This is a genomic window from Pseudocolwellia agarivorans (assembly GCF_002000085.1).
In the GTDB taxonomy this organism is placed as follows: Bacteria; Pseudomonadota; Gammaproteobacteria; order Enterobacterales; family Alteromonadaceae; genus Pseudocolwellia; species Pseudocolwellia agarivorans.
The window spans coordinates 235,197-256,459 of sequence record NZ_MUZU01000004.1 but is presented as its reverse complement, the minus strand read 5'-3'; the positions used below and the strand labels follow the sequence as shown (position 1 = coordinate 256,459).

Genomic DNA, 21,263 nt, shown 5'->3' with positions numbered 1-21,263 from the left:
ATGAAATGATTATATCGTACAACAAAGACTTTGAGAATAATTCTCATTTATGATTTGTAACAAAATTGCAATTTAAGTTATACCAACACCACCAATAACAAATAACCAAAAAGCGAAAAATAACTTTAAACGAGTGACCGACATATACATCACTAATTTTTTTGCTAAAACACCGCCAATAATAGCTCCAGGGCCCGCAAAAAAAACAACTTGCCAATACACTTGAAAATCAACAAGTAAATGTTGCCATATACCTGCCCACACTGTTATAGCTGAGATAACGACCGCAGTAGAAACTGCCATAGTGACATCAAAACGTCTAACAATTAAATAAATAGCAATCAATTCACCTACACCAACAGACAGCCACGCAGTAATAGCACCACCCAATAAACTAATTACAACAAGCATTAACCAATCAATAAGTAATAAATGGTTATTAACCCTATTTGTTTTTAAAAGATAAACACTGGTAAAAATACTTAGACCTAAAAATAAAGAAAACCAACTAAAGCTTACGTGTAAGCTCGCAGGTGCAGATAATTGATTGCCATAAATCAGCCATACCCCAATAACAGAACATATACTGCAAACGACAATAATTAAATGAAAGCCTTGCCATGACGATGAATGACTTTTTTGCGATTGGTAATATTTATACCAAGTAATAGCCCCAGCCGTCATTCCAAAACATTGAATAGCAAAACTTGTTGCTACAGACTGTACTTCAGTAAAACCCAATTGATTAAAAGCAGGAATAAAAATAACCCCACCACCTGCGCCTGTAGCATTAGCAAAAAAAGCCCCTAAAGTGCCTAAAAATAAAAAAGGGCTGTACTCAGGTAAATTGTCAACTGAAGCATTAATAAAATAAAAGCATAATAGCCAGAAAGCGCCAATAATAAGGGCAACCTTAACTTGTTGGTTCCTCTGCAATAACCCGCTTAGTAATATTTTTTGTGTTTTAAGCACGTATGTTTTCTTAATGTGGAGGGATTAATTTTGTTTTGTCGACTTAGCATTGAAAGATGCTAGCTGTTCATTAAAAAGCTCAGATGCCTGTGCTGATAAACAACTATCTGAAATATAGTTATTACCCATTTCGTGACTCACAACCCAACCTAATGGCGTTTTTTTAAAGCCTAAAATATTGTCCCACAGCACCATGTTTTTTACATAAAAAGACTCTGTTGCAATACCTTTATCGTCAATAATTAAAGTAACTTCGCCTTTAGCTGATTTACCTAATAATTGACGCATAACCCACCAAGCTTGACGGTAATATATACTAACAGCTTCTAATATACCTAAGGCAAATACAAACCAAGCAGCGTAAGGATTAACATCACTAAGTAACACTAAAAGCATACCAAACACACTTAATATGATGGCTTTAAAATAGGCTTTTAAAGATTGGTCATTTACAACCGATTGACTGTAACATTCATTAAAATGAGCTTTATCTAAAATAAATGTATGGGAATATGAGAATGGCTTCGTCATGAGTATTTGATAAATTTAAGGATTAAAGCGTTATTTTATCGTTAAGTGACTTGAGATGATAGGAATAATAGTTAATTTAAATAAGGTCTGCTTTATTCAAAAACAAACCTTATTTAAAGGTAATTAAGAAAATATTTTTATAAGTTGTTGTTGCAGTAATATATTTATATTTTATAACCATCATGAATGATCCTTATTACAGAAGTTATAATATGATTAACTAAACAAGAGTTAGGCAATTTTTACTTTTCTCTGTTCAGTTTGCCTAGTGAACAAGTTTTGGTTGGTAAAGTCATCAAATTTAACCTTTTTAATGCCAAGCTTTCGGCATAATGCCATAAATGTTACATAATCTTCCTGATCTAAATCCATTTGATCACGTGTCATCACGCCATCAACAAAAGCATTATCATTATTAATACATAAATTAGCCGTTGCGCTATAAGGTTCGCCATACTTTTCGACTTTAATCGCTTTAATACTTTTAATTTCAAAAATCCAATTATTCAACTCTATATATCGTGTTATGTCTTGTGCTGTATTTTGTGCTAAGTTTTGTTGCATTTTACTGACCTTTTTAGTGTTAATGTTAAATAACCCCATTCGAGTTAAATAATATGTTTGTTACATTCGCAAAAAAGCCGACTGATAAAATTGGGAGCCAGTCGGCATGAGTGGATTAACAAAGAATCCTAAGTAGGTGTCTGTGAATAACAAAAAAACGATTGAATATCAGGGGGAAGAAAACCCAATCGTTTTACATTATCAATCTAACTTTTGGCTAATATAAGCGCTAAATTCGTCTTGACTAATATTAGCGTCTCCATTTGCATCAAGATTTTTAAACGCTATTTTAAGAGCATCATTATCACTTGTAGATAATTCAACCTCGCTTAAAGAACCGTTTTTATCTGCGTCAAACGCTGATAACAATTGAGAAAAAGTGTCTGCATGTAATGATGCTGAATTTTCCATTACCGTTTCTGCTTTTTCTACCGGAAGTACTTCATTAGCACTTGCGCTAAAGGTTGTAACAGTTGCCAATGCAACACTTAAGATCATTTTAGCTAAATTTGTATTAGTCATGATAATTACTCTCTTTATATAACGTTATTAATAGAGTGCCGAACCCAGGATGAACGATAAAGTTCAGCACTCGTTAACTAAACATGGGTACTATTTTGATTCAATATATGTATTGAATTCATCTTCACTGATGTTGGTATCGCTATTAGTATCAATGCTTGAAAAATCTAATTGAAGTGAGCTTGAAGACAATTCACTTTCACTTAACGCACCGTTTTCATCAAGATCAAACGCTGATAATAATAGTGTAAAGCTATCAGCGGATACTGCTGGAACATTTTCAATAACTTCTTCGTTTGTTTCTACAGGAAGGATCTCGTTAGCATTTACACTAAACATTGCTACTGTTGCGAATGCTGCACCTAAAATCATTTTTGTTACGTTAGTATTAGTCATGGTAATTCCTCATTTATAAAATCTTGTAAAACAATTTAATAAGATACAAAGCTATGTATCTATTAGTAATTTTTGGTTATTATTTTGAAGCTACGTAGGTATTAAATTCGTCTTCGCTGATATTGGTATCGCCATCAGTATCAATACTTGAAAAGTCTAATTTAAGTGCACTTGAAGATAACTCGCTTTCACTTAATGCACCGCTTGAATCAGCGTCAAACGCTGATAATAATTGTGAAAAGCTATCTACGGCTGCTGAGGAACTTTCAATAACTTCTTCCGTTGTTTCTACAGGAAGGATCTCGTTAGCATTTACACTAAACGTTGCTACTGTTGCGAATGCTGCACCTAAAATCATTTTTGTTACGTTAGTATTAGTCATGGTAATTCCTGATTTATAAAATGTTGTAAAACGATTTAATAAAGCACAAAGCTGGGGGGAATAAAAAAGCGATGTGCTTATTAATAATGTTTGCTTATTATTTTGATACTACATAAGCATTGAATTCATCTTCGCTAATGTTGGTATCACCATCTGTATCAATACTTGAAAAATCAGATTGAAGTGAGCTTGAAGATAATTCACTTTCACTTAACGAACCGTTTGAATCGGTATCAAACGCAGCTAATAATTGTGAAAAACTATCAGCAACTACAACTGGAGCCTTTTCAACAACTTCTTCCGTTGTTTCTACTGGAAGGATCTCGTAAGCATTTACACTAAACGTGGCCACTGTTGCGAATGCTGCACCTAAAATCATTTTTGTTACGTTAGTATTAGTCATGGTAATTCCTCATTTATAAAATATTGTAAAACGATTTAATAAAGCACAAAGCTGGGGGAAATAAAAAAAGCGATGTGCTTAATAATAATGTTTGGTTGTTATTTTGAAGCTACATAAGCATTGAATTCATCTTCGCTAATGTTAGTGTCACCATCTGTATCAATGCTTGAAAAGTCAGATTGAAGTGCACTTGAAGATAATTCACTTTCACTTAATGAACCGTTTTCATCAGCATCGAAAGTTGATAAAAGATCTGAAAATGATGGGCTTTGCATTGACGCAGTAGTTTCTGCTGCTATTTCATTTTTTATGTCAGCAACTGTAGGGTTGATTTCATTCGCATTTACGATAAAAGTAGCAACTGCTGCAAATGCAACACCTAAAGTAACTTTTACTAAACTTACGTTATTCATAATGATTCCTTTTCAATAAAATTTAAATTCAATAAGATTTCAAATTAATAGTGCGAATTAAGATTTTTATCTCTTAAGTAAACATTGCGCTATTTACTTAGCGGTAGATAATAATCAAATATCACTATAACCGAGGAGACTATTGCACAAGCCGTACCAACTTTTAAACCATTGTTTTTAAAGGAATTAACAAAACAACACCTTAATTACTGTCTCCCGTTAGAGACAGATAAATAAGTTTATAATATTTCAATAGAACAAGAACACACCGAACCAAAAATAAAACAATTAAATTCAACAACTTAAAATACAAAACCCCAAAAACCACGAGTGTATCAAATTGGAGACACTATTGCGTTTCATGCCTATTTCCCTTAAAAGATGGATATAAATAGGCAATTCAACACCTGAGGATTACAAATACAGTGGGCCATACATCTTCATCTAACTTTTTTAACATCAAAAAAATATTAGGGTTAGAAACGCTTTCTATTAAAAAGCTCACCTTACTGGGGTTTTCACTCGTTGCATTACCTTTAGTTGCAGCACTACTTTATAGTGCGGCACAAATTAATCAGTTATCTAATCAAAGTGAAGATGCTATTTTTAATGCAGCAGAGTTTACAGAAACCACTAAACAACTCAGTGAGCTGCTGGTAAAAATGGAAAGATATGCAAGTCAGTCAATAGTGTTGAAAAATAAAGAGCTAACAAATAACTATTTTGCTGAAGAAGAGATACTACTCAACCTAATCAGTAAAAGCTTGGTTAATCATCACGACACTCAATTAAAAAAAATGAGCGGTCAATTCCTTAATGAAATAAAGGTGATCAATACACTACTATCACCCAATAACAAGCAAACTTTGTACTTAACTCAATTACAAGATCAATTTAAACTGCTAGCAAAAACCAACCAACGTATAAATCAACGCAGTAACGAGCTGATATACAATCAAGCTAGAAATGTTAAAACTTCGGCTAAAACTGTACGTCAAACTATGTTGAATAGCCTACTCATCATTCCTGTAACAATTCTTATTGCCATATTTTTTATTATTATTATTACTAAGCCATTAAAAAAATTAATCGCGCAAATACAGCAATTAGAACAAGGTAATTTTGAACATAAAATTAATCTTAAAAGCTCACCCGAAGTGAATGAAATTGTTGATGCCCTTGAAGTAATGCGAACAAGATTACATGCCCTTGAGTTACAAAAATCGAGTTTTATTAGGCATATATCCCACGAACTCAAAACACCGCTAGCTGCGATAAGAGAAGGCACTGAATTATTATACGATAACAGCGTAGGTGCTCTTAACCCTGATCAACAAGAAATTAGCGACATTATAAGAACCAGTGTTTCAAGGCTGCAACGCTTAATTGAAGACTTACTCGACTTCAATATTGTATTAGATTCAACAAGCCTACAAGATTCAGAAAAACTTATTGTTACACAAGTCATTACTAACGTTTTAAAAGAACGAAAACTTGATATAAAGCGTAAGTCCCTCAATATTCAAACGTCTTTTAGTAATATTGCTATTTATAGTAATGCTAAGCAACTGGCCGTAATTTTAGATAACTTACTCTCAAATGCGATCAAGTACTCGCCTGAGTACAGCGCGATTTCAATTACGACAACATTACATAACGAAGAATTATTAATAACCCTAAGTGACCAAGGCATGGGCTTAAATGAGCAAGTAATCAATAAAGTCTTTGATGCGTTTTATCAAGGACCAGCCCCTCAAGGAAATGAAATTAAGGGCAGTGGTTTAGGGCTAACCATAGTAAAAGAATTATTAATGCGTATTAATGGTGACATTAGCGTATCAAGTAAAACACAAGAACCGAGTGGAACCACCTTTACATTAAAAATACCCCGTGCATTTTCATTGGAAAATTAATTATGAGCTTACTTAGCAAAAAACAAAAATCCGTTCATTGGATAATACTCAAACGCATGAAGTCTTTATGCTTAGTTACCTTATTACTCAGTATATCTGCATGTGAAATTACACCTCAAAAAAATACAACTATCCCAACCTATGGGGATTATTACCTGTGGTTAAAAACATTAGATAATGATGAATTATTGCAAGAAATTGAACAGCAAAAAAAGAATCAAGATGTTAAAAGCCCTGATGCAGATATCTATATTTTGCTCTTACATAGCTTACCTCAATCGCCTATTTACAATCCTTATACCGCTAAAACCATATTAAATGAATTACAACTGCAATATGTTGAGTCTCGTTACAACCCAACAAATTTAGCACTTATTACCTTGTTAAGAGACTTATTGAACGAACAGTTGTTAACCAGACAAAAACAAAGCGATATAAAAGTGCAATTTAACAACGCGAAAAACATGCTGTCAGCTTTACAAAAAAAATCAGGTATTAAAGACAAAAAACTAATAGAAAACAGTAAAGAAATAACAGAATTACAGCAAAAAGTACAAATGCTTGAAGAGCAAATAAGCCAGCTACACCGAATAGAAAAAAACATTAACGAACACGGGAAATAACCTATGAATGAATCTACCCCAACCAGCCCTGTTAATGGAAATATCCTTATTGTTGATGATGATCCTCACCTATTGCGCTTATTAGGTATTCGACTTTCAGCTGCTAATTATAAAGTGGAATCAGCAGAAAATGCTAAAGTTGCCCTAGGAAAATTAAAGAGTTTTCATCCGCAACTTGTGATCAGCGATCTACGTATGGAAGGAATGGACGGAATGGCGTTATTTGAACAAATACGTCAGCAGTACCCAAGTATGCCCGTTATTATTTTAACGGCTCATGGCACAATTCCTGACGCTATCAGCGCAACCAAACAAGGGGTATTTAGTTTTTTAACTAAACCTTTTGAAAGTAAAGAATTACTTGATACGGTTTCTCAAGCTATTCGATTACAACCAATCGATATAGACAATCCAGAACAAAACGAACTATGGCGTAAAAACATTATTAGTCGTAGTACGGTAATGGCCTCATTACTGGATCAAACCAAACAAATAGCAAAAAGTGATTTTAGTATTTTAATTCACAGCCAAAGTGGTACAGGTAAAGAACTTCTTGCTAATGCTATTCATCAAGCAAGCTCTCGACATGATAAAAAATTTACAGCAATTAACTGTGCGGCAATACCTGAACAACTTTTAGAGTCTGAGCTGTTTGGTCATACAAAAGGCGCATTTACCGGTGCAGAAAAAAATCATGTAGGATTATTTCAAGCAACCGATGGCGGCACGTTATTTTTAGATGAAATTGGCGATATGCCAATGAACTTTCAAGTAAAACTACTAAGAGCCCTACAAGAACGAGAAGTGCGTCCAGTCGGTAGCACACAGTCAATAAAGGTTGATGTTCGTATTATTGCAGCAACACATAAAAACCTACAGCAAGCCATTATAGATAAAACCTTTAGAGAGGATTTATATTACAGGCTTAATGTTGTTGAATTAGAATTACCCCCTTTATCAGAAAGACGTGAAGATATTCCCCTACTCACTCAACACTTTTTAAATAATGTTCTTGAAAAAATTGATGCCGATATTAAAGGTTTTTCTCAAGAAGCTATGGAGTTACTGATCAGTGCGCCTTGGCCAGGAAATATCAGACAGTTGCAAAATATTGTAGAGCAAAGTGTCGCCCTATCAACAGAGCCGTTGATTAGTGAAACTTTAGTAAAAAATGCGCTGCGCGATAAAACCACAATATTACCATCATTTCAGCAAGCTAAAGATAAATTTGAAAGAGACTATTTAGCGAAATTACTACAAATTACCGCGGGTAATGTATCTAAAGCAGCCAAAATAGCGCAACGTAACAGAACAGAATTTTATAAACTGCTCAATCGTCATCACCTAACAGCTGAAGCCTTTAGGTCTGAAGAATAAAACAAAAGCTAAAAACGAAAAATCACCCAATAGTGGGTGATTTTATTTTTAACAAAACCAAAAGATATCTAATAGCAAAAGAAAATAACGGCTAGAAAACACTAAGATTTATAATATTCGTTTAGTGTCTCAATAAAATTGAACAGCATATCTTGTGGTAAATTATTAATACCTGCAGCGCCAGCTCTGCCACCACCGGTAGGAAACTGAATACACACTTCATCAGCACCCTGTTTGTTAGTTAATGGTGCTCTAACACTTACGGTATAAGTATTATCAGCGTTCAATGTAATGACAGCATGGGCTTTATCAGGCGACTGATTAGCTAAATCATTACCAAAAACACCACTTACGCGTCGAGCCCAAGGAGCATCCTCTAACTGAACCACTTTACTTATTTTACTATCAGCCAGTACCTTCGCAGTTAAGGCTTTTTGCATATCCGCTTGATAGGCTTTTTCTAATTGATGAAATATAGAACCTTCTTCCTCAATTAACGTAAGAGGATCAGCATAAGCTAACAAGGCTTTATAAAGATCCGCTGGATGAAAATGTAAATCATCAACATCACGCCCATAGCCGTTGTAGTTAATGTAAATACCTAGGGCTTTTAACTGTTCTTGCTGGCCTTTAGATAAACCGACGCTTTCAGCTAATGTAATAGCTGATTGAGTCATGTTATCGCCAAAAGCAGCAGCAACAGCCCAATGCACGTATGCACCTTTTAAATAGTTATTCACAAGCAAACTGGTGCAAGTATTGGCATCGGTATTAATCAAGGTGGTTAAATGTTCTGAACGCGGAATATCGCCAGCACGATGATGATCAATGTAAAACACTTCTGTATTATTTTCTAAATGTAACTTAAGCGCTTCAACGTTCTTTTCAAGAGAAATATCAAGCACAGTAATAGAATTAGCAGCGGTAACATCAACTTGTTTTAATAAGCTAATATCGCGTTTAACACCTGTTATTAACGTGGATTCTTTCGGCTGGGCTAATCGTAATTGAACCAGCGCAATGATACCGTCTGCGTCACCATTAAATACATCAAAATGCATGAATTTTCTTCCTCTTTCTACCAAGCTTTTATTTAAGCAAACAAGCTTACTGAATAAATTGATTATCAATTAAATGTTGCACGATTTGCTCAGCACATTCTTTAATTGATTTTTCATCAGTTTTCACATGAATTTCTGGAGCACTTGGCACATCGTAAGTTGAATCTATTCCCGTAAAGTCTTTAATTTCACCTGCGCGGGCTTTTTTATATAAGCCTTTAGGATCACGTTGTTCACACACAGCAATAGGCGTATCAATATAAACTTCCATAAACTCACCTTGCTCAAGCATCTCACGCGCCATCGTTCTATCAGCAGCAAAAGGTGAAATAAAAGCAGTTGAAACAATTAAACCCGAATCAACAAACAGTTTAGCGACTTGGCTAATACGGCGAATATTTTCAACACGGTCTTCATCACTAAAACCTAAATCACCATTTAAGCCGTGACGAACATTGTCACCATCTAATAAATAACTATGACAACCACGTTCAAATAATAAGGCATCAACGGCATTCGCAACGGTTGATTTACCTGAGCCACTTAAACCTGTGTACCATAATAAACATGGCTTTTGATTTTTTTGCGCTGAGCGCTGCTCTTTAGTGATGTTTTGTTCATGCCAAACGGTATTTTCTGTTTTCATCATTCTTCTCTATGTTCTGTGTAGATATTTAGTCTAATCATTGCGCTTAAGTCGCTTTAAAAAGGAAATACCCAAGGTAACATGGCTAATACAACCACACTATATGTAATAGAAACGGGTAAACCAAATTTAACAAAGTCGGATAATTTATAATTGCCTGCGTTGTAAACCATAACATTAGTTTGATAACCATAGGGACTCATAAAACTGCCGCTTGCCGCAAAAGCTACTGCCATAACAAAAGGTAACGGACTTACGCCTAACCCAACACTCATGCTGTAAGCAATAGGAAACACTAAAGCAGCTGCCGCAGTATTGGTAATAATTTCGGTTAAAAACAAGGTAATAATAAAAACTAAAATAAGTGCCACATAATGGCTTTGACCTTGTAACAAGCTTTCTATGCCATTGGCTAATATACTAATAACACCACTATTTTCTAGCGACTTTGCCAAAGTTAACGCACCAAGTACTATCATCCATATTTCTAATGGGAAGCGGCGCTTTATTTCGTTTACTGTTAAACAACCCGTAAAAATAAGTAAGGCAATATAAAAAATCAAACACGTTACTAACGATAAAGGCGTAAGTGCTGATGCCGCTATTGTGACTAAAAAACCACCTACCGTTAAAGAATCACGCCAGCCACTCAACATGTTTTCTGGTTGATGACCTGACAAAATATAAAAGTTTTTGGATAAATTGGTACGGGAACTAAAATCGTTACCTACAGCTAAAATTAGAAAGTCGCCCGATTGAAGAGTAATTTCTCCTAGCTTACCTGATAGAGTTGAACCTTCTCGCCTTATCGCCACAACAGCAGCGTCGAATCGAGCTCTAAAGCCCGCACTTTTTAATGTTTTACCTATTACGGCTGAATCAGGCTTTATTAAAACTTCAGTTAAGTTTTCACGTAATAGCCCGTCTTGCTCAGCAAATAGCGTTAAACCATCAAACTGCTGAAGGGTTAATACTTTAGAAATATCACCACTAAAAATAAGCTTATCTTTGGCTTGCACCACTTCATCAGGACTTACAGGGGAAAGTAACCGACCATTACGTACTAGTTCAACCAAAAATAACGAGTCTAAATTTCTTAAACCATTTTCTTCAATGCTTTTTCCTACCAGTTTTGATTCTAAGCTAACTCTGGCTTCAACTAAGTATTCGTTGGTTGAAAGCTCTTGCAGCTCCATATCAGGTAAAGTATTAATACGTAAAAAAATTACGAGTAAACATACTGATAAGGCACACACACCAATAATAGTAAAATCAAAAAAACCTAAACTCTCATGGCCTTGATCAATCAACATACTGTTTACGATCAAGTTAGTAGATGTTCCCACTAAAGTTAATGTGCCGCCTAAAATCGCAGCAAAAGATAAAGGAATTAACAACTTACCGGGGTTAACTACTTTATTATTTTTAATGGTGGAAATAAGCGAAGCAACAACAGCCGTATTACTCATTAATGCTGAGGAGAATGCCGTACCAATTAAGGTTTTAATTGAAGAAGCGAACGCAGAACCACTGATCATAGAGGTCGATAAGCGTCGTAACACACTGGTTCGCTCAAAAGAAAATGAGCATAAAACCAATAAAATAAGCGTGACTAACCCTGGATTAACCGCATTAGCAAGAATATCTTCATAAGAAACAAAAGATACACCTAAACACATCAGCATAGCCGCTGAAAATACACGTTCAGGTACATGTTGAAATTTAACCAGACCGGCAAAGGTTGCTATAAAAATAGCAACCATTAACCATTGAGATATACCCATTAAAAAGAGCCTTTGGTGTACAAATTATAATAATTCATAGAGTCTAGCTCTTTAAAAGGGCTATTTAGATTTTAAAATATCTCGAGCACCCCAATGAGGGAAGTGTTTACGAACCAATGTATTAAATTCAATTTCGAACTCTGAATAGGTTTTTGCATCTTTAGCATCAATCGCATGATTGATCATACCCGCACCTACCGTGATATTACTTAAACGGTCGATAATGATAAATGCGCCAGATGTTTTGTTGTCGTTATAAGCATCAAAATGTAACGCTTCTTCCAACTCAAAGTTTACTGAACCAATTTCGTTTAACGCTAGTTGGTCAACATCAATTTTTTTCATGTTGTTTACATCGATACGATGTTCAACATTAATTGCATGCCCTGCTGTCATTTTACTACCATGTTTAATGTAGTAATCACGACCCGGTTCAAGCTCGTCTTCATGCATCCATACCACTGTGGTATTAATTTCTTTAGACGTGATCGGTAAGTTATCTTTCTTAACAATTAACTCACCACGGCTGATATCGATTTCAGTGTCTAATGTTAGTGTAACCGCCATGCCTTTATCAGCACGCTCAATTTCACCTTCAAAAGTAACAATAGACTTAACAGTACTTTCTTTACCTGATGGCAAGGTAACAATTGAATCACCAACACGTACATGTCCTGATGCCACAGTACCCGCAAAACCACGGAAGTCTAAGTTAGGACGATTAACATATTGCACTTGGAATCTAAACTGAGTAAAGCTTTCGTCACCATCTACTTTAATAGTATTTAATAGCTTCATCATAGTAGCGCCCGGATACCAAGGCATGTTCACACTTTCGTCTACTACGTTGTCGCCGTTTAACGCTGAAATAGGTACAAAACGTACATCTTCAAACGCTAAATCGTCAGCAAATTCACGATATTCTTTTTTAATTTCTTGGTAACGCTCTTGGCTGTAATCAACCAAATCCATTTTGTTCACAGCAATTAATACATGCTTAATACCTAATAATGAACAAATAAATGAATGACGACGAGTTTGCACTTGTACACCATGACGCGCATCAATCAATATAATTGCTAAGTCACATGTTGAAGCACCCGTTGCCATGTTACGTGTATATTGCTCATGGCCCGGAGTATCGGCAATAATAAACTTACGCTTATCGGTAGCAAAGTAACGGTAAGCAACATCAATAGTAATACCTTGTTCACGCTCTGATTGCAGACCGTCAACTAATAAAGCTAAATCAACGGCTTCACCGGTAGTACCTGACTTTTTGCTGTCTTTTTCGATGGCAGCTAATTGATCTTCAAAGATCATTTTTGAATCGTGCAGTAAACGACCAATTAAAGTACTTTTACCATCATCAACGCTACCACATGTAAAGAAACGCACCATTTCTTTGTTTTCATGCTGTTTTAAATAAGCTTCAATATCTGTTTCAAGTAAGCCTGTGTTTGGACTCATGATTGTTCCTTTCGAAATTTGTGCGAAAGCCAATGCCTATCGCCTAATTTACGTTTAATTTTTTACGGTATAGCGGGTTTAGGTAACTCATTTATTTAAACCCACTGTACGAATATTTTCTTTAATGTTTAGTTAACAATGAAAGCAGTACTTAGAAGTAACCTTCCATTTTCTTCTTCTCCATTGAACCAGATGAATCATGGTCAATAACACGCCCTTGGCGCTCAGAAGTTTTTGTTAATAACATTTCTTGAATAATTTCAGGCAAGGTTGTTGCGTCAGACTCAACAGCCCCAGTAAGTGGGTAACAACCTAATGTACGAAAACGTACATTCTTCATTTGTATCTCTTCGCCTTCTTCAATCGGCATACGATCATCATCAACCATAATTAATGTACCATCGCGTTCAACAACAGGACGTACAGCAGATAGGTATAAAGGAACAATTTTGATGCTTTCTAAATAGATATATTGCCAAATGTCTAATTCTGTCCAGTTAGATAATGGGAAAACACGAATACTTTCACCTTTATTTACTTTACCGTTGTAGATATTCCACAACTCTGGACGTTGGCTTTTTGGATCCCAACGGTGATTTTTATCACGGAAAGAGTAAACACGTTCTTTAGCGCGAGATTTTTCTTCATCACGACGAGCACCACCAAAAGCAGCGTCAAAACCGTATTTATCAAGGGCTTGTTTTAATCCTTGAGTTTTCATTATATCGGTATGTTTAGCACTACCATGAGTAAATGGGCCAACACCGGCGTCAATCCCTTCTTGGTTTTTATGTACTAATAATTCAAAGCCATATTCTTTAGCCATTTCATCACGAAAGGCGATCATTTCTTTAAACTTCCACGTAGTATCTACATGTAATAAAGGAAATGGAATTTTACCCGGAGCAAAAGCTTTACGAGCAAGGTGTAATAATACAGCTGAATCTTTACCTACGGAATAAAGCATAACAGGGTTATCAAACTCTGCCGCAACTTCGCGCATAATGTGGATTGATTCAGCTTCAAGTTTCTGTAAGTGAGTTAAATTCATCGCTGTAATACTAACTTTTAGTAAAATATAAGTGAGATTATAATGACACAGCTAAGACAACACTTCCATATAAGAAATGACTTGGTTAGACGAAATAAGAATAAATAAAACTGGAAAGATAGGTGTGTCATCAAAAAGACCTATAACAAACGTTATAGGTCTTTTTATTTATAAAGCAGTATTAGAGTTTTCTATTAGCAAACAAGTTGTTTTACGTAAGCTTTAAACTCTTCTGCAATTTCTGGATGGCGTAAACCATATTCAATATTCGCTTTCATATAACCTAATTTAGAGCCACAGTCATGAGATTTACCTGTCATATGAAATGCTTCAACGGTTTCTTTTTCCATCAATGCATCTATTGCATCAGTTAACTGAATTTCGTCACCCGCACCTGGACGTGTAATAGCCAGTAGGTTCCAAATTTCAGCAGATAATACATAACGACCTACAACAGCTAAATTAGATGGCGCATCATCAACATCAGGTTTTTCAACAACAGCAGTCATAGCTTTTGACTCGCCGGCAACTAACTCTTCGCCACCACAATCAACTACACCGTAGTTTTTCACTTGCTCCATAGGTACAGGTTCAACCATAATTTGGCTATGTCCTACTTCGTCAAATCGCGTTAGCATTGCAGCTAAGTTTTCTGTTTTTAAGTTAGCCGTTGTTTCATCTAAAATTACATCAGGTAACACAACAACAAAAGGTTCATTGCCTATAATTGGGCGAGCTTTTAATACCGCATGACCTAAACCTTTAGCTTCGCCTTGGCGTACATGTAAAATCGTAATCCCTTTAGGGCAAATAGCTTGAATCTCTTCAAGTAATTGACGCTTAACACGCTTTTCTAGGGTTGTTTCTAATTCAAACGATTTATCAAAATGGTTTTCAATAGCATTTTTTGATGAATGAGTTACTAACACAATTTCTTTAATACCTGCCGCAATACATTCATTCACAATGTATTGAATCAGAGGCTTATCAACTATCGGCAGCATTTCTTTTGGTATAGCTTTAGTGGCAGGTAACATACGAGTTCCTAAACCGGCAACTGGAATTACTGCTTTTTTAATTTTGTTAGTCATCAATTTTCCTTATTGTCTTCGTTTTTTTAAATTGTTTATTAATTATAATGTTTTATAAGTTACTTACGTACCAAGTCATCGCTTTTTCAATACCTGACTGAATACGATATTCAGGGTCGTATCCTAATAAGCTATTGGCTTTACCGATATCAGCTTGAGAATGTCGAACGTCTCCAGCCCTAAACTCTCGGTAAACAGGCGATTTTTCATAGCTAATATCATTTGTTTTTAAGGCATTTTTTAAGCTATCAAATAAAATATTTAATGTGGTTCTGTCGCCAACAGCTACGTTGTATACATTATTTTTAGCTTCATCATTTGAGGTAGCAGCTAAAATATTCGCTTGTACTGCGTTCTCAATAAAACAAAAATCTCTACTAGTTTCACCATCACCATTAATAAATACATCTTCATTATTAAACATGGCTGAAGTCCACTTAGGAATAACAGCTGCATAAGCGCCATCAGGGTCTTGTCTTTTACCAAATACATTAAAATAGCGTAACCCTATAGTATTTAAACCATAGGTTTTAAAAAACACATCTGCATAAAGCTCGTTTACATACTTAGTAACCGCATAGGGCGATAAAGGTTTACCAATATTGTCTTCAAGTTTAGGAAGCGCAGGATGATCACCATAAGTAGAGCTTGAAGCCGCATAAACAAACGTTTCAACTTTCGCTTCTTTTGCTGCTACTAACATATTTAAAAAACCGGTTACATTAGCCGAATTTGTCATAATAGGATCAGCAATAGAGCGCGGTACAGAACCTAAAGCAGCTTGATGTAGAATATAATTAACATCAGTTACAGCTTTATGACAATCTTCTAGGTTTCGAATATCACCTTCAATAAAAGTAAACTTAGCCCATTGCTCTGCTGAAACTTGAGTTTTAACCTCGTCTAAATTCTTTTGATGCCCAGTTGCAAAGTTATCTAAACCTACAACTTCTTGATCTAACAAAAGTAAAGTTTCAAGTAAGTTAGAACCAATAAAACCGGCACAGCCCGTAATCAGCCATTTTTTAGTATTATTTTTTAAGCTTGCTTGAATTTCTTGATATCGATTCATTGAATGTTCCATTTATGGGTGAGCGATAATTTTATAGTAGAGATACTGATCCCAAATATAAAAGAAGTATAACATTAATAAGTGAAGGATTTTAAGCCTCAACAGCCATAGCTGAATAAATTTCACGCCTAATAAAAAAATTACGATATAAAACGAATCTCTATATAAAAAAACCAAACATCTACATTGGTAAAAGTTTGGTTTCTAGGTTTTATATTTAAAAGTATTTAATACAATTTATAAGCGGATATCCGAAAAATCCATATCTAACATATATTTTAAATCATAAATAATATGCTCAGCTTTCATCATTGCTTTAATATCACTATTGCTCATCGCTTTAAACTGGTTATGTGCAACGGCGAAAATAACAGCATCGTAATTACCTAGCTTAGGTTCAGAGATAAGGTCAACATTGTATTCATGTTTTGCATCTTCAGGGTTTACCCAAGGATCGTAAACATCAACATTCATTTGGTATTCAGCAAGTTCAGACAAAATATCTACAACTTTAGTATTTCGAACATCTGGGCAATTTTCTTTAAACGTTAACCCCATAACTAATACGTTAGCGCCATTAACTTGTAACTTACGCTTGATCATTGTTTTAGTTAATTGAGAAACCACATATTCAGCCATACCATCGTTAATACGACGACCCGCAAGAATAACTTCAGGATTATAACCAATAGATTGAGCTTTATGCGTTAGGTAATATGGATCTACACCAATACAGTGACCTCCCACTAACCCTGGACGAAACGGTAAAAAGTTCCATTTTGTGCCAGCCGCTTTTAATACTTCTTCTGTATCAATATCTAGTTTATTAAAAATTACTGCTAATTCGTTAATCAAGGCAATATTCAAATCGCGCTGAGTATTTTCAATAACTTTTGCAGCTTCTGCGACTTTAATTGATGAAGCTTTATAAGTACCCGCAGTAATAATTGAACCATAAAGCTGATCAATAAACTCTGCTATTTCAGGCGTTGAACCTGATGTTACTTTTAGAATATTAGTAACACGGTGTTCTTTATCACCAGGGTTAATTCGCTCAGGGCTATAACCAGCAAAAAAATCTTTGTTAAAAATGAAATCTGAATGCTTTTCTATTTCAGGGATGCAAACTTCTTCCGTTGCACCAGGGTAAACCGTTGATTCATAAACAACGATATCGTTTTTAGAAATGACTTTTGCTAGCATTGCGCTTGCTTTAACTAAAGGTGTTAAATCAGGTTGCTTATGTTTATCGATAGGTGTTGGTACCGTAACAATGTAAACGTTACAGCTTTTTAAGTCTTCTACATTACACGAATAGCTAATATGCTTTGATTCCGCTAATTCTTCAGAAGAAACTTCTAATGTAAAATCATGCCCTGATTTTAATTCAGCAATACGTTTTTCATGAATATCAAAACCAACAGTTTGATACTTTTTACCAAATTCAACGGCTAAAGGTAAACCTACATAACCTAAACCAATGATACCAATTTTTACATCGTTTAATGATTGCGACATATACTATGTTAACCCGTTCGTTAAAATTTCAAATAATTGCTCTTATATTACTATTAAAGATTAAACAAAATAAACCTATAACGTAAATAATACTCGTACGACTAATTTATTGTTCTCTTTAAAATAATTTTACATATAAGATATTTTATACTTTATATTAACATTTCATTTATCTATAAACTTAATAACGGGTATAAATACTATAAAACCATTTAATTCTAGGGTAATTGATCCTTATATATAAACAGTTCAACTGATTTATTTGCTTTGTGTGGTATTTTTTAAATAAAGTCAATTTAACAATTTTTAATGATTAACTTTTGTTAGAAAAAATCAAAACGATAATAAAACAATAAAAAAGGTAATGTGAATGGAACAATCATCACAAGATACAAAATTTTTCGGCCATCCTTCAGGATTAACCACACTTTTTTTTACAGAAATGTGGGAAAGAATGAGTTATTACGGCATGCGTGCCCTACTAGTTCTTTTTATGACAGCCACGCTGCAAGAAGGAGGGTTAGCATTAACCGTAGCAACAGCTGGTGCAATTTATGGTTTGTATACAGGTAGCGTTTATTTTATGGGACTTCCCGGCGGTTGGATTGCCGACAGGTTACTAGGGGGGCAAAAAACAGTTTGGTATGGCGGTATAATTATCACCATAGGACATATAGTACTTGCCCTACCTAACGATAAAACGTTTTTTGTTGGTTTGATACTCGTTATTTTAGGTACTGGATTATTAAAACCGAATATTGGCGCTATGGTTGGCCAGCTATATTCATCAAAAGATAGACGCAGAGATGCAGGTTATGCCATTTACTATATGGGCATTAATTTAGGTTCTTTCTTTGGCTATATTATATGTGGCTACTTAGCAACCAATATGGGATGGCACTGGGGCTTTGGTGCTGCAGCAATAGGCATGGGGCTTGGCTTAATACAATATAAATTAACCGCACCAAAACTAAATGGTGCTGGCCTTTTACCTCCTTCACCTTTATCACCTAAAGGAGCCAAAACAGCCTGGCTTGTTATCGTTGGCTTTTTAATTACAGTAGCCGTTATTACAACACTTGTTTTTCAAGGACAAATTATAATTAATGCGGTTGTTTTAGCTCAATATACTGCCATCACCTTCTCGGCAATTTTTGTATTATATTACACTGCTATTTATATGTTTGGAAAATTATCGAAAAGTGAAACCCTCAGATTAACCGCATTATTATTAGTATGTATTGCTTCGGCCTGTTTTTGGTCTGGGTTTGAGCAAGCTGGCTCATCACTGAATTTATTTGCGCGAGATTACACCGATAGAATGATAGGCAGTTTTGAAATACCACCAGCATGGATGGGTTCTGCTAATGCTTTTTTCATTATTATTTTATCGCCATTTTTTGCAGCTTTATGGATGAAACTAGGTCAAAAATTAGTGACTCCGGCATACGGTTTAAAATGTGCTATTGGTTTAATTATTATGGCCAGCGGTTTTATTATTATGTTTTTTGCCGCGCAATATGCGGCATCAGGACTAAAAGTAGCGCCTTACTGGCTTATAGCAACTTACTTTCTACATACCGTGGGTGAATTAATTCTTAGCCCAACCGCATTAAGTGCGGTTAGTAAGTTATCACCTAAGCGTTTTGCCGGACAAATGATGGGCGTGTTTGTTTTAACCTACTCTATTGGTAATATTATTTCAGGTTTACTAGCTGGAAGCTTTGATCCAAATAACGTTGAACAAATGCCATCACTGTATATTCAAATTAGTTTATTTAGTATTGGTATCGGTATCGTAATTTTATTACTTAGCCTTAAAACTCGATTTTGGGAATTACTCGCAGAGCAAGAAGATAAAGAAGAAAAAAGCTCGCCTCAAGTAGCCTAGCCAATAAGTTTCCTCTAACATATGCTTGTATGTTAGAGGATCCTCCCTCTATAGGGAGATAGTTAAAGCAACAATAAAGGCGATGTTATTTTGGACAGTAGAGTACAACTAAGAAAAGCCATTAGGCAAAAAAGATCATCATTAACACAGCAAGAACAAGCTAATGCTGCAGCACAACTACTCAACCAATTAACGTCTAATACCAACATACTTTCAGCACAACACATTGCTATTTATTTAGCTAACGATGGCGAGCTGAATACCTCTACTTTTATTGATTGGTGTTGGAAACACAATAAGCAGGTATATTTACCGGTAATTCATCCATTCAGTAAAGGTCATTTGTTATTTTTAGAGTACACTCCTACTACTCCAATGTTTAAAAACCGCTTTGGAATTTTAGAGCCTAAGCTCGATGTTCGTCTTATTCAACTCATACATAACATAGATATTATATTCACTCCTTTAGTTGCTTTTGACAATTCAGGCGCTCGCTTAGGTATGGGTGGTGGATTTTATGATAGAACATTACAAAAGTGGTTTGAGCAATATAAAGAAAATAAAAAAGCACGCCCTTACCCCATAGGATTAGCACACAACTGCCAGCGAGTTGAAGCTATACCCGTTGAACACTGGGACATTCCCATCCCCCAAATAATAACACCTACCCAAAACTACTTATTTAAATAAATCATACGAGCTAATCTCTCCTATCGCTTTCATTACGATAGTTGGTGTATAATCACGCGCACAAAAACTGTTCATTACTCACTCAATGTTGAAACAATTACATTCAGCATTAAGTGAATACTTTGTTTGCTCATATTTAAGGCCCATCATGACACAAGACGATATGAAGAAATCTGCGGCAATTAAAGCCCTAGACTTTATTAAAGATGACACAATTGTTGGTGTTGGAACCGGTTCAACTGTTAACCATTTTATTGATGCTTTAGCGACCATAAAAGATCGCATTATTGGTGCAGTATCAAGCTCTGAAGAGTCAACCAAACGTCTTCAAGCACACGGCATTGAGGTTTTTGATTTAAATAACGTTGACGGTATTGATGTATATGTAGATGGCGCCGATGAAATTAACTCGCACATGTACATGATTAAAGGTGGCGGTGCAGCACTCACACGAGAAAAAATTGTTGCAGCCGTAGCAAAAACCTTTGTATGCATTGCAGACAGTTCAAAACAAGTCAAAGTTTTAGGTAAATTTCCGTTACCTGTTGAAGTTATCCCAATGGCAAGAAGTTACGTTGCAAGAGAAATAGTTAAATTGGGTGGAGATCCTGTATACAGAAACGGCGTAGTAACCGATAACGGTAACGTAATTCTTGACGTGCATAACTTAGACATAATCGATCCAATAACATTAGAGAAAGAGCTTAATGCCTTGGTAGGCGTTGTAACTAATGGCCTTTTTGCCAACCGAGGTGCTGACACACTTATTATTGGTACACCTGAAGGCGCAAAAATAATAAATTAGTGCTTTAGAGTTTAAGCACTATATGCTAATTTACACATACGTTTGGACATCTAAACTTCCAAAACAAAACTTTAAATTTTGTTAGCCA

The 21,263-nt window shown here is 35.2% G+C and carries 22 protein-coding genes; 6 read left to right on the top strand and 16 right to left on the bottom strand.

Annotated features, from left to right (window positions below; all coding sequences use genetic code 11):
* Window positions 1-72: 72 nt before the first annotated feature.
* From B0X80_RS08455 to B0X80_RS08420, 8 genes are all read right to left on the bottom strand, one after another.
* Window positions 73-972, bottom strand: coding sequence for a sulfite exporter TauE/SafE family protein (locus tag B0X80_RS08455; protein WP_175623911.1), 900 nt, complete (start codon window positions 970-972; stop codon window positions 73-75).
* A 24-nt stretch (window positions 973-996) separates the two neighbouring features.
* Window positions 997-1,503, bottom strand: a complete 507-nt coding sequence (locus B0X80_RS08450; protein WP_089024851.1) for a hypothetical protein — start codon at window positions 1,501-1,503, stop codon at window positions 997-999.
* Between the two features lie 231 nt (window positions 1,504-1,734).
* A complete protein-coding gene (locus B0X80_RS08445) occupies window positions 1,735-2,067 on the bottom strand; it encodes a hypothetical protein (RefSeq protein WP_077339461.1) in 333 nt (110 codons plus the stop codon).
* 201 nt (window positions 2,068-2,268) lie between these two features.
* The gene (locus B0X80_RS08440) at window positions 2,269-2,589 is read right to left on the bottom strand and encodes an EF-hand domain-containing protein (RefSeq protein ID WP_076418527.1); all 321 of its coding nucleotides are present in this window, start codon (window positions 2,587-2,589) and stop codon (window positions 2,269-2,271) included.
* Window positions 2,590-2,679: 90 nt separating this feature from the next.
* Complete coding sequence (locus tag B0X80_RS08435; protein ID WP_077339458.1) at window positions 2,680-2,985, bottom strand: hypothetical protein; 306 nt, start codon at window positions 2,983-2,985, stop codon at window positions 2,680-2,682.
* A 79-nt stretch (window positions 2,986-3,064) separates the two neighbouring features.
* Complete coding sequence (locus B0X80_RS08430; RefSeq protein ID WP_077339456.1) at window positions 3,065-3,367, bottom strand: hypothetical protein; 303 nt, start codon at window positions 3,365-3,367, stop codon at window positions 3,065-3,067.
* Between the two features lie 97 nt (window positions 3,368-3,464).
* Window positions 3,465-3,770, bottom strand: a complete 306-nt coding sequence (locus B0X80_RS08425; protein ID WP_077339454.1) for a hypothetical protein — start codon at window positions 3,768-3,770, stop codon at window positions 3,465-3,467.
* 98 nt (window positions 3,771-3,868) lie between these two features.
* Complete coding sequence (locus B0X80_RS08420) at window positions 3,869-4,183, bottom strand: hypothetical protein (RefSeq protein ID WP_077339452.1); 315 nt, start codon at window positions 4,181-4,183, stop codon at window positions 3,869-3,871.
* 425 nt (window positions 4,184-4,608) lie between these two features.
* Between B0X80_RS08420 and B0X80_RS08415 the strand changes: the two genes are divergently transcribed.
* From B0X80_RS08415 to B0X80_RS08405, 3 genes are read left to right on the top strand one after another with little or no spacing between them, the layout of a single operon-like run.
* The gene (locus B0X80_RS08415) at window positions 4,609-6,096 is read left to right on the top strand and encodes a HAMP domain-containing sensor histidine kinase (RefSeq protein ID WP_077339450.1); all 1,488 of its coding nucleotides are present in this window, start codon (window positions 4,609-4,611) and stop codon (window positions 6,094-6,096) included.
* Window positions 6,097-6,098: 2 nt separating this feature from the next.
* On the top strand, window positions 6,099-6,719 hold the full coding sequence (locus B0X80_RS08410; protein ID WP_077339448.1) for a hypothetical protein: 621 nt from the start codon (window positions 6,099-6,101) through the stop codon (window positions 6,717-6,719).
* Between the two features lie 3 nt (window positions 6,720-6,722).
* Window positions 6,723-8,096, top strand: a complete 1,374-nt coding sequence (locus B0X80_RS08405) for a sigma 54-interacting transcriptional regulator (protein WP_077339446.1) — start codon at window positions 6,723-6,725, stop codon at window positions 8,094-8,096.
* Between the two features lie 101 nt (window positions 8,097-8,197).
* Here the strand turns inward: B0X80_RS08405 and B0X80_RS08400 are convergent, their stop codons facing one another.
* The 8 genes from B0X80_RS08400 to tviB all read right to left on the bottom strand — a co-directional run bounded on the left by B0X80_RS08400 (window position 8,198) and on the right by tviB (window position 17,789).
* Window positions 8,198-9,157: an acetyltransferase gene (locus B0X80_RS08400; RefSeq protein ID WP_077339444.1), complete on the bottom strand. Its 960-nt coding sequence runs from the start codon at window positions 9,155-9,157 to the stop codon at window positions 8,198-8,200.
* Window positions 9,158-9,203: 46 nt separating this feature from the next.
* A complete protein-coding gene (gene cysC, locus B0X80_RS08395) occupies window positions 9,204-9,806 on the bottom strand; it encodes an adenylyl-sulfate kinase (protein WP_077339442.1) in 603 nt (200 codons plus the stop codon).
* 53 nt (window positions 9,807-9,859) lie between these two features.
* On the bottom strand, window positions 9,860-11,587 hold the full coding sequence (locus B0X80_RS08390; RefSeq protein ID WP_077339440.1) for an SLC13 family permease: 1,728 nt from the start codon (window positions 11,585-11,587) through the stop codon (window positions 9,860-9,862).
* Window positions 11,588-11,647: 60 nt separating this feature from the next.
* Window positions 11,648-13,057, bottom strand: a complete 1,410-nt coding sequence (gene cysN, locus B0X80_RS08385; RefSeq protein WP_077339438.1) for a sulfate adenylyltransferase subunit CysN — start codon at window positions 13,055-13,057, stop codon at window positions 11,648-11,650.
* A gap of 151 nt (window positions 13,058-13,208) precedes the next feature.
* On the bottom strand, window positions 13,209-14,108 hold the full coding sequence (gene cysD / locus B0X80_RS08380; RefSeq protein WP_077339436.1) for a sulfate adenylyltransferase subunit CysD: 900 nt from the start codon (window positions 14,106-14,108) through the stop codon (window positions 13,209-13,211).
* 194 nt (window positions 14,109-14,302) lie between these two features.
* The gene (gene galU, locus B0X80_RS08375; protein ID WP_077339434.1) at window positions 14,303-15,199 is read right to left on the bottom strand and encodes a UTP--glucose-1-phosphate uridylyltransferase GalU; all 897 of its coding nucleotides are present in this window, start codon (window positions 15,197-15,199) and stop codon (window positions 14,303-14,305) included.
* Window positions 15,200-15,251: 52 nt separating this feature from the next.
* Window positions 15,252-16,271, bottom strand: coding sequence for an NAD-dependent epimerase/dehydratase family protein (locus B0X80_RS08370; protein WP_077339432.1), 1,020 nt, complete (start codon window positions 16,269-16,271; stop codon window positions 15,252-15,254).
* Between the two features lie 237 nt (window positions 16,272-16,508).
* On the bottom strand, window positions 16,509-17,789 hold the full coding sequence (tviB, locus tag B0X80_RS08365) for a Vi polysaccharide biosynthesis UDP-N-acetylglucosamine C-6 dehydrogenase TviB (RefSeq protein WP_077339431.1): 1,281 nt from the start codon (window positions 17,787-17,789) through the stop codon (window positions 16,509-16,511).
* Between the two features lie 370 nt (window positions 17,790-18,159).
* Here tviB and B0X80_RS08360 point away from each other — a divergent pair, with 370 nt between their 5' ends.
* From B0X80_RS08360 to rpiA, 3 genes are all read left to right on the top strand, one after another.
* A complete protein-coding gene (locus B0X80_RS08360) occupies window positions 18,160-19,680 on the top strand; it encodes a peptide MFS transporter (protein WP_077339430.1) in 1,521 nt (506 codons plus the stop codon).
* A 90-nt stretch (window positions 19,681-19,770) separates the two neighbouring features.
* A complete protein-coding gene (locus tag B0X80_RS08355) occupies window positions 19,771-20,370 on the top strand; it encodes a 5-formyltetrahydrofolate cyclo-ligase (protein WP_089024850.1) in 600 nt (199 codons plus the stop codon).
* Window positions 20,371-20,518: 148 nt separating this feature from the next.
* Window positions 20,519-21,175 carry a ribose-5-phosphate isomerase RpiA gene (gene rpiA / locus B0X80_RS08350; RefSeq protein WP_077339428.1) on the top strand — a complete coding sequence of 219 codons (657 nt, stop codon included), beginning with the start codon at window positions 20,519-20,521 and terminating at the stop codon, window positions 21,173-21,175.
* Window positions 21,176-21,263 lie beyond the last annotated feature (88 nt).

Coding starts and splice junctions, on each gene's coding strand:
- B0X80_RS08450 (WP_089024851.1), bottom strand. CDS start 1,503: ATGACGAAGCCATTCTCATATTCCCATACATTTATTTTAGATAAAGCT.
- B0X80_RS08445 (WP_077339461.1), bottom strand. CDS start 2,067: ATGCAACAAAACTTAGCACAAAATACAGCACAAGACATAACACGATAT.
- B0X80_RS08440 (WP_076418527.1), bottom strand. CDS start 2,589: ATGACTAATACAAATTTAGCTAAAATGATCTTAAGTGTTGCATTGGCA.
- B0X80_RS08435 (WP_077339458.1), bottom strand. CDS start 2,985: ATGACTAATACTAACGTAACAAAAATGATTTTAGGTGCAGCATTCGCA.
- B0X80_RS08430 (WP_077339456.1), bottom strand. CDS start 3,367: ATGACTAATACTAACGTAACAAAAATGATTTTAGGTGCAGCATTCGCA.
- B0X80_RS08425 (WP_077339454.1), bottom strand. CDS start 3,770: ATGACTAATACTAACGTAACAAAAATGATTTTAGGTGCAGCATTCGCA.
- B0X80_RS08420 (WP_077339452.1), bottom strand. CDS start 4,183: ATGAATAACGTAAGTTTAGTAAAAGTTACTTTAGGTGTTGCATTTGCA.
- B0X80_RS08410 (WP_077339448.1), top strand. CDS start 6,099: ATGAGCTTACTTAGCAAAAAACAAAAATCCGTTCATTGGATAATACTC.
- B0X80_RS08405 (WP_077339446.1), top strand. CDS start 6,723: ATGAATGAATCTACCCCAACCAGCCCTGTTAATGGAAATATCCTTATT.
- B0X80_RS08400 (WP_077339444.1), bottom strand. CDS start 9,157: ATGCATTTTGATGTATTTAATGGTGACGCAGACGGTATCATTGCGCTG.
- cysC (WP_077339442.1), bottom strand. CDS start 9,806: ATGATGAAAACAGAAAATACCGTTTGGCATGAACAAAACATCACTAAA.
- B0X80_RS08390 (WP_077339440.1), bottom strand. CDS start 11,587: ATGGGTATATCTCAATGGTTAATGGTTGCTATTTTTATAGCAACCTTT.
- cysN (WP_077339438.1), bottom strand. CDS start 13,057: ATGAGTCCAAACACAGGCTTACTTGAAACAGATATTGAAGCTTATTTA.
- cysD (WP_077339436.1), bottom strand. CDS start 14,108: ATGAATTTAACTCACTTACAGAAACTTGAAGCTGAATCAATCCACATT.
- galU (WP_077339434.1), bottom strand. CDS start 15,199: ATGACTAACAAAATTAAAAAAGCAGTAATTCCAGTTGCCGGTTTAGGA.
- B0X80_RS08370 (WP_077339432.1), bottom strand. CDS start 16,271: ATGAATCGATATCAAGAAATTCAAGCAAGCTTAAAAAATAATACTAAA.
- tviB (WP_077339431.1), bottom strand. CDS start 17,789: ATGTCGCAATCATTAAACGATGTAAAAATTGGTATCATTGGTTTAGGT.
- B0X80_RS08360 (WP_077339430.1), top strand. CDS start 18,160: ATGGAACAATCATCACAAGATACAAAATTTTTCGGCCATCCTTCAGGA.
- rpiA (WP_077339428.1), top strand. CDS start 20,519: ATGACACAAGACGATATGAAGAAATCTGCGGCAATTAAAGCCCTAGAC.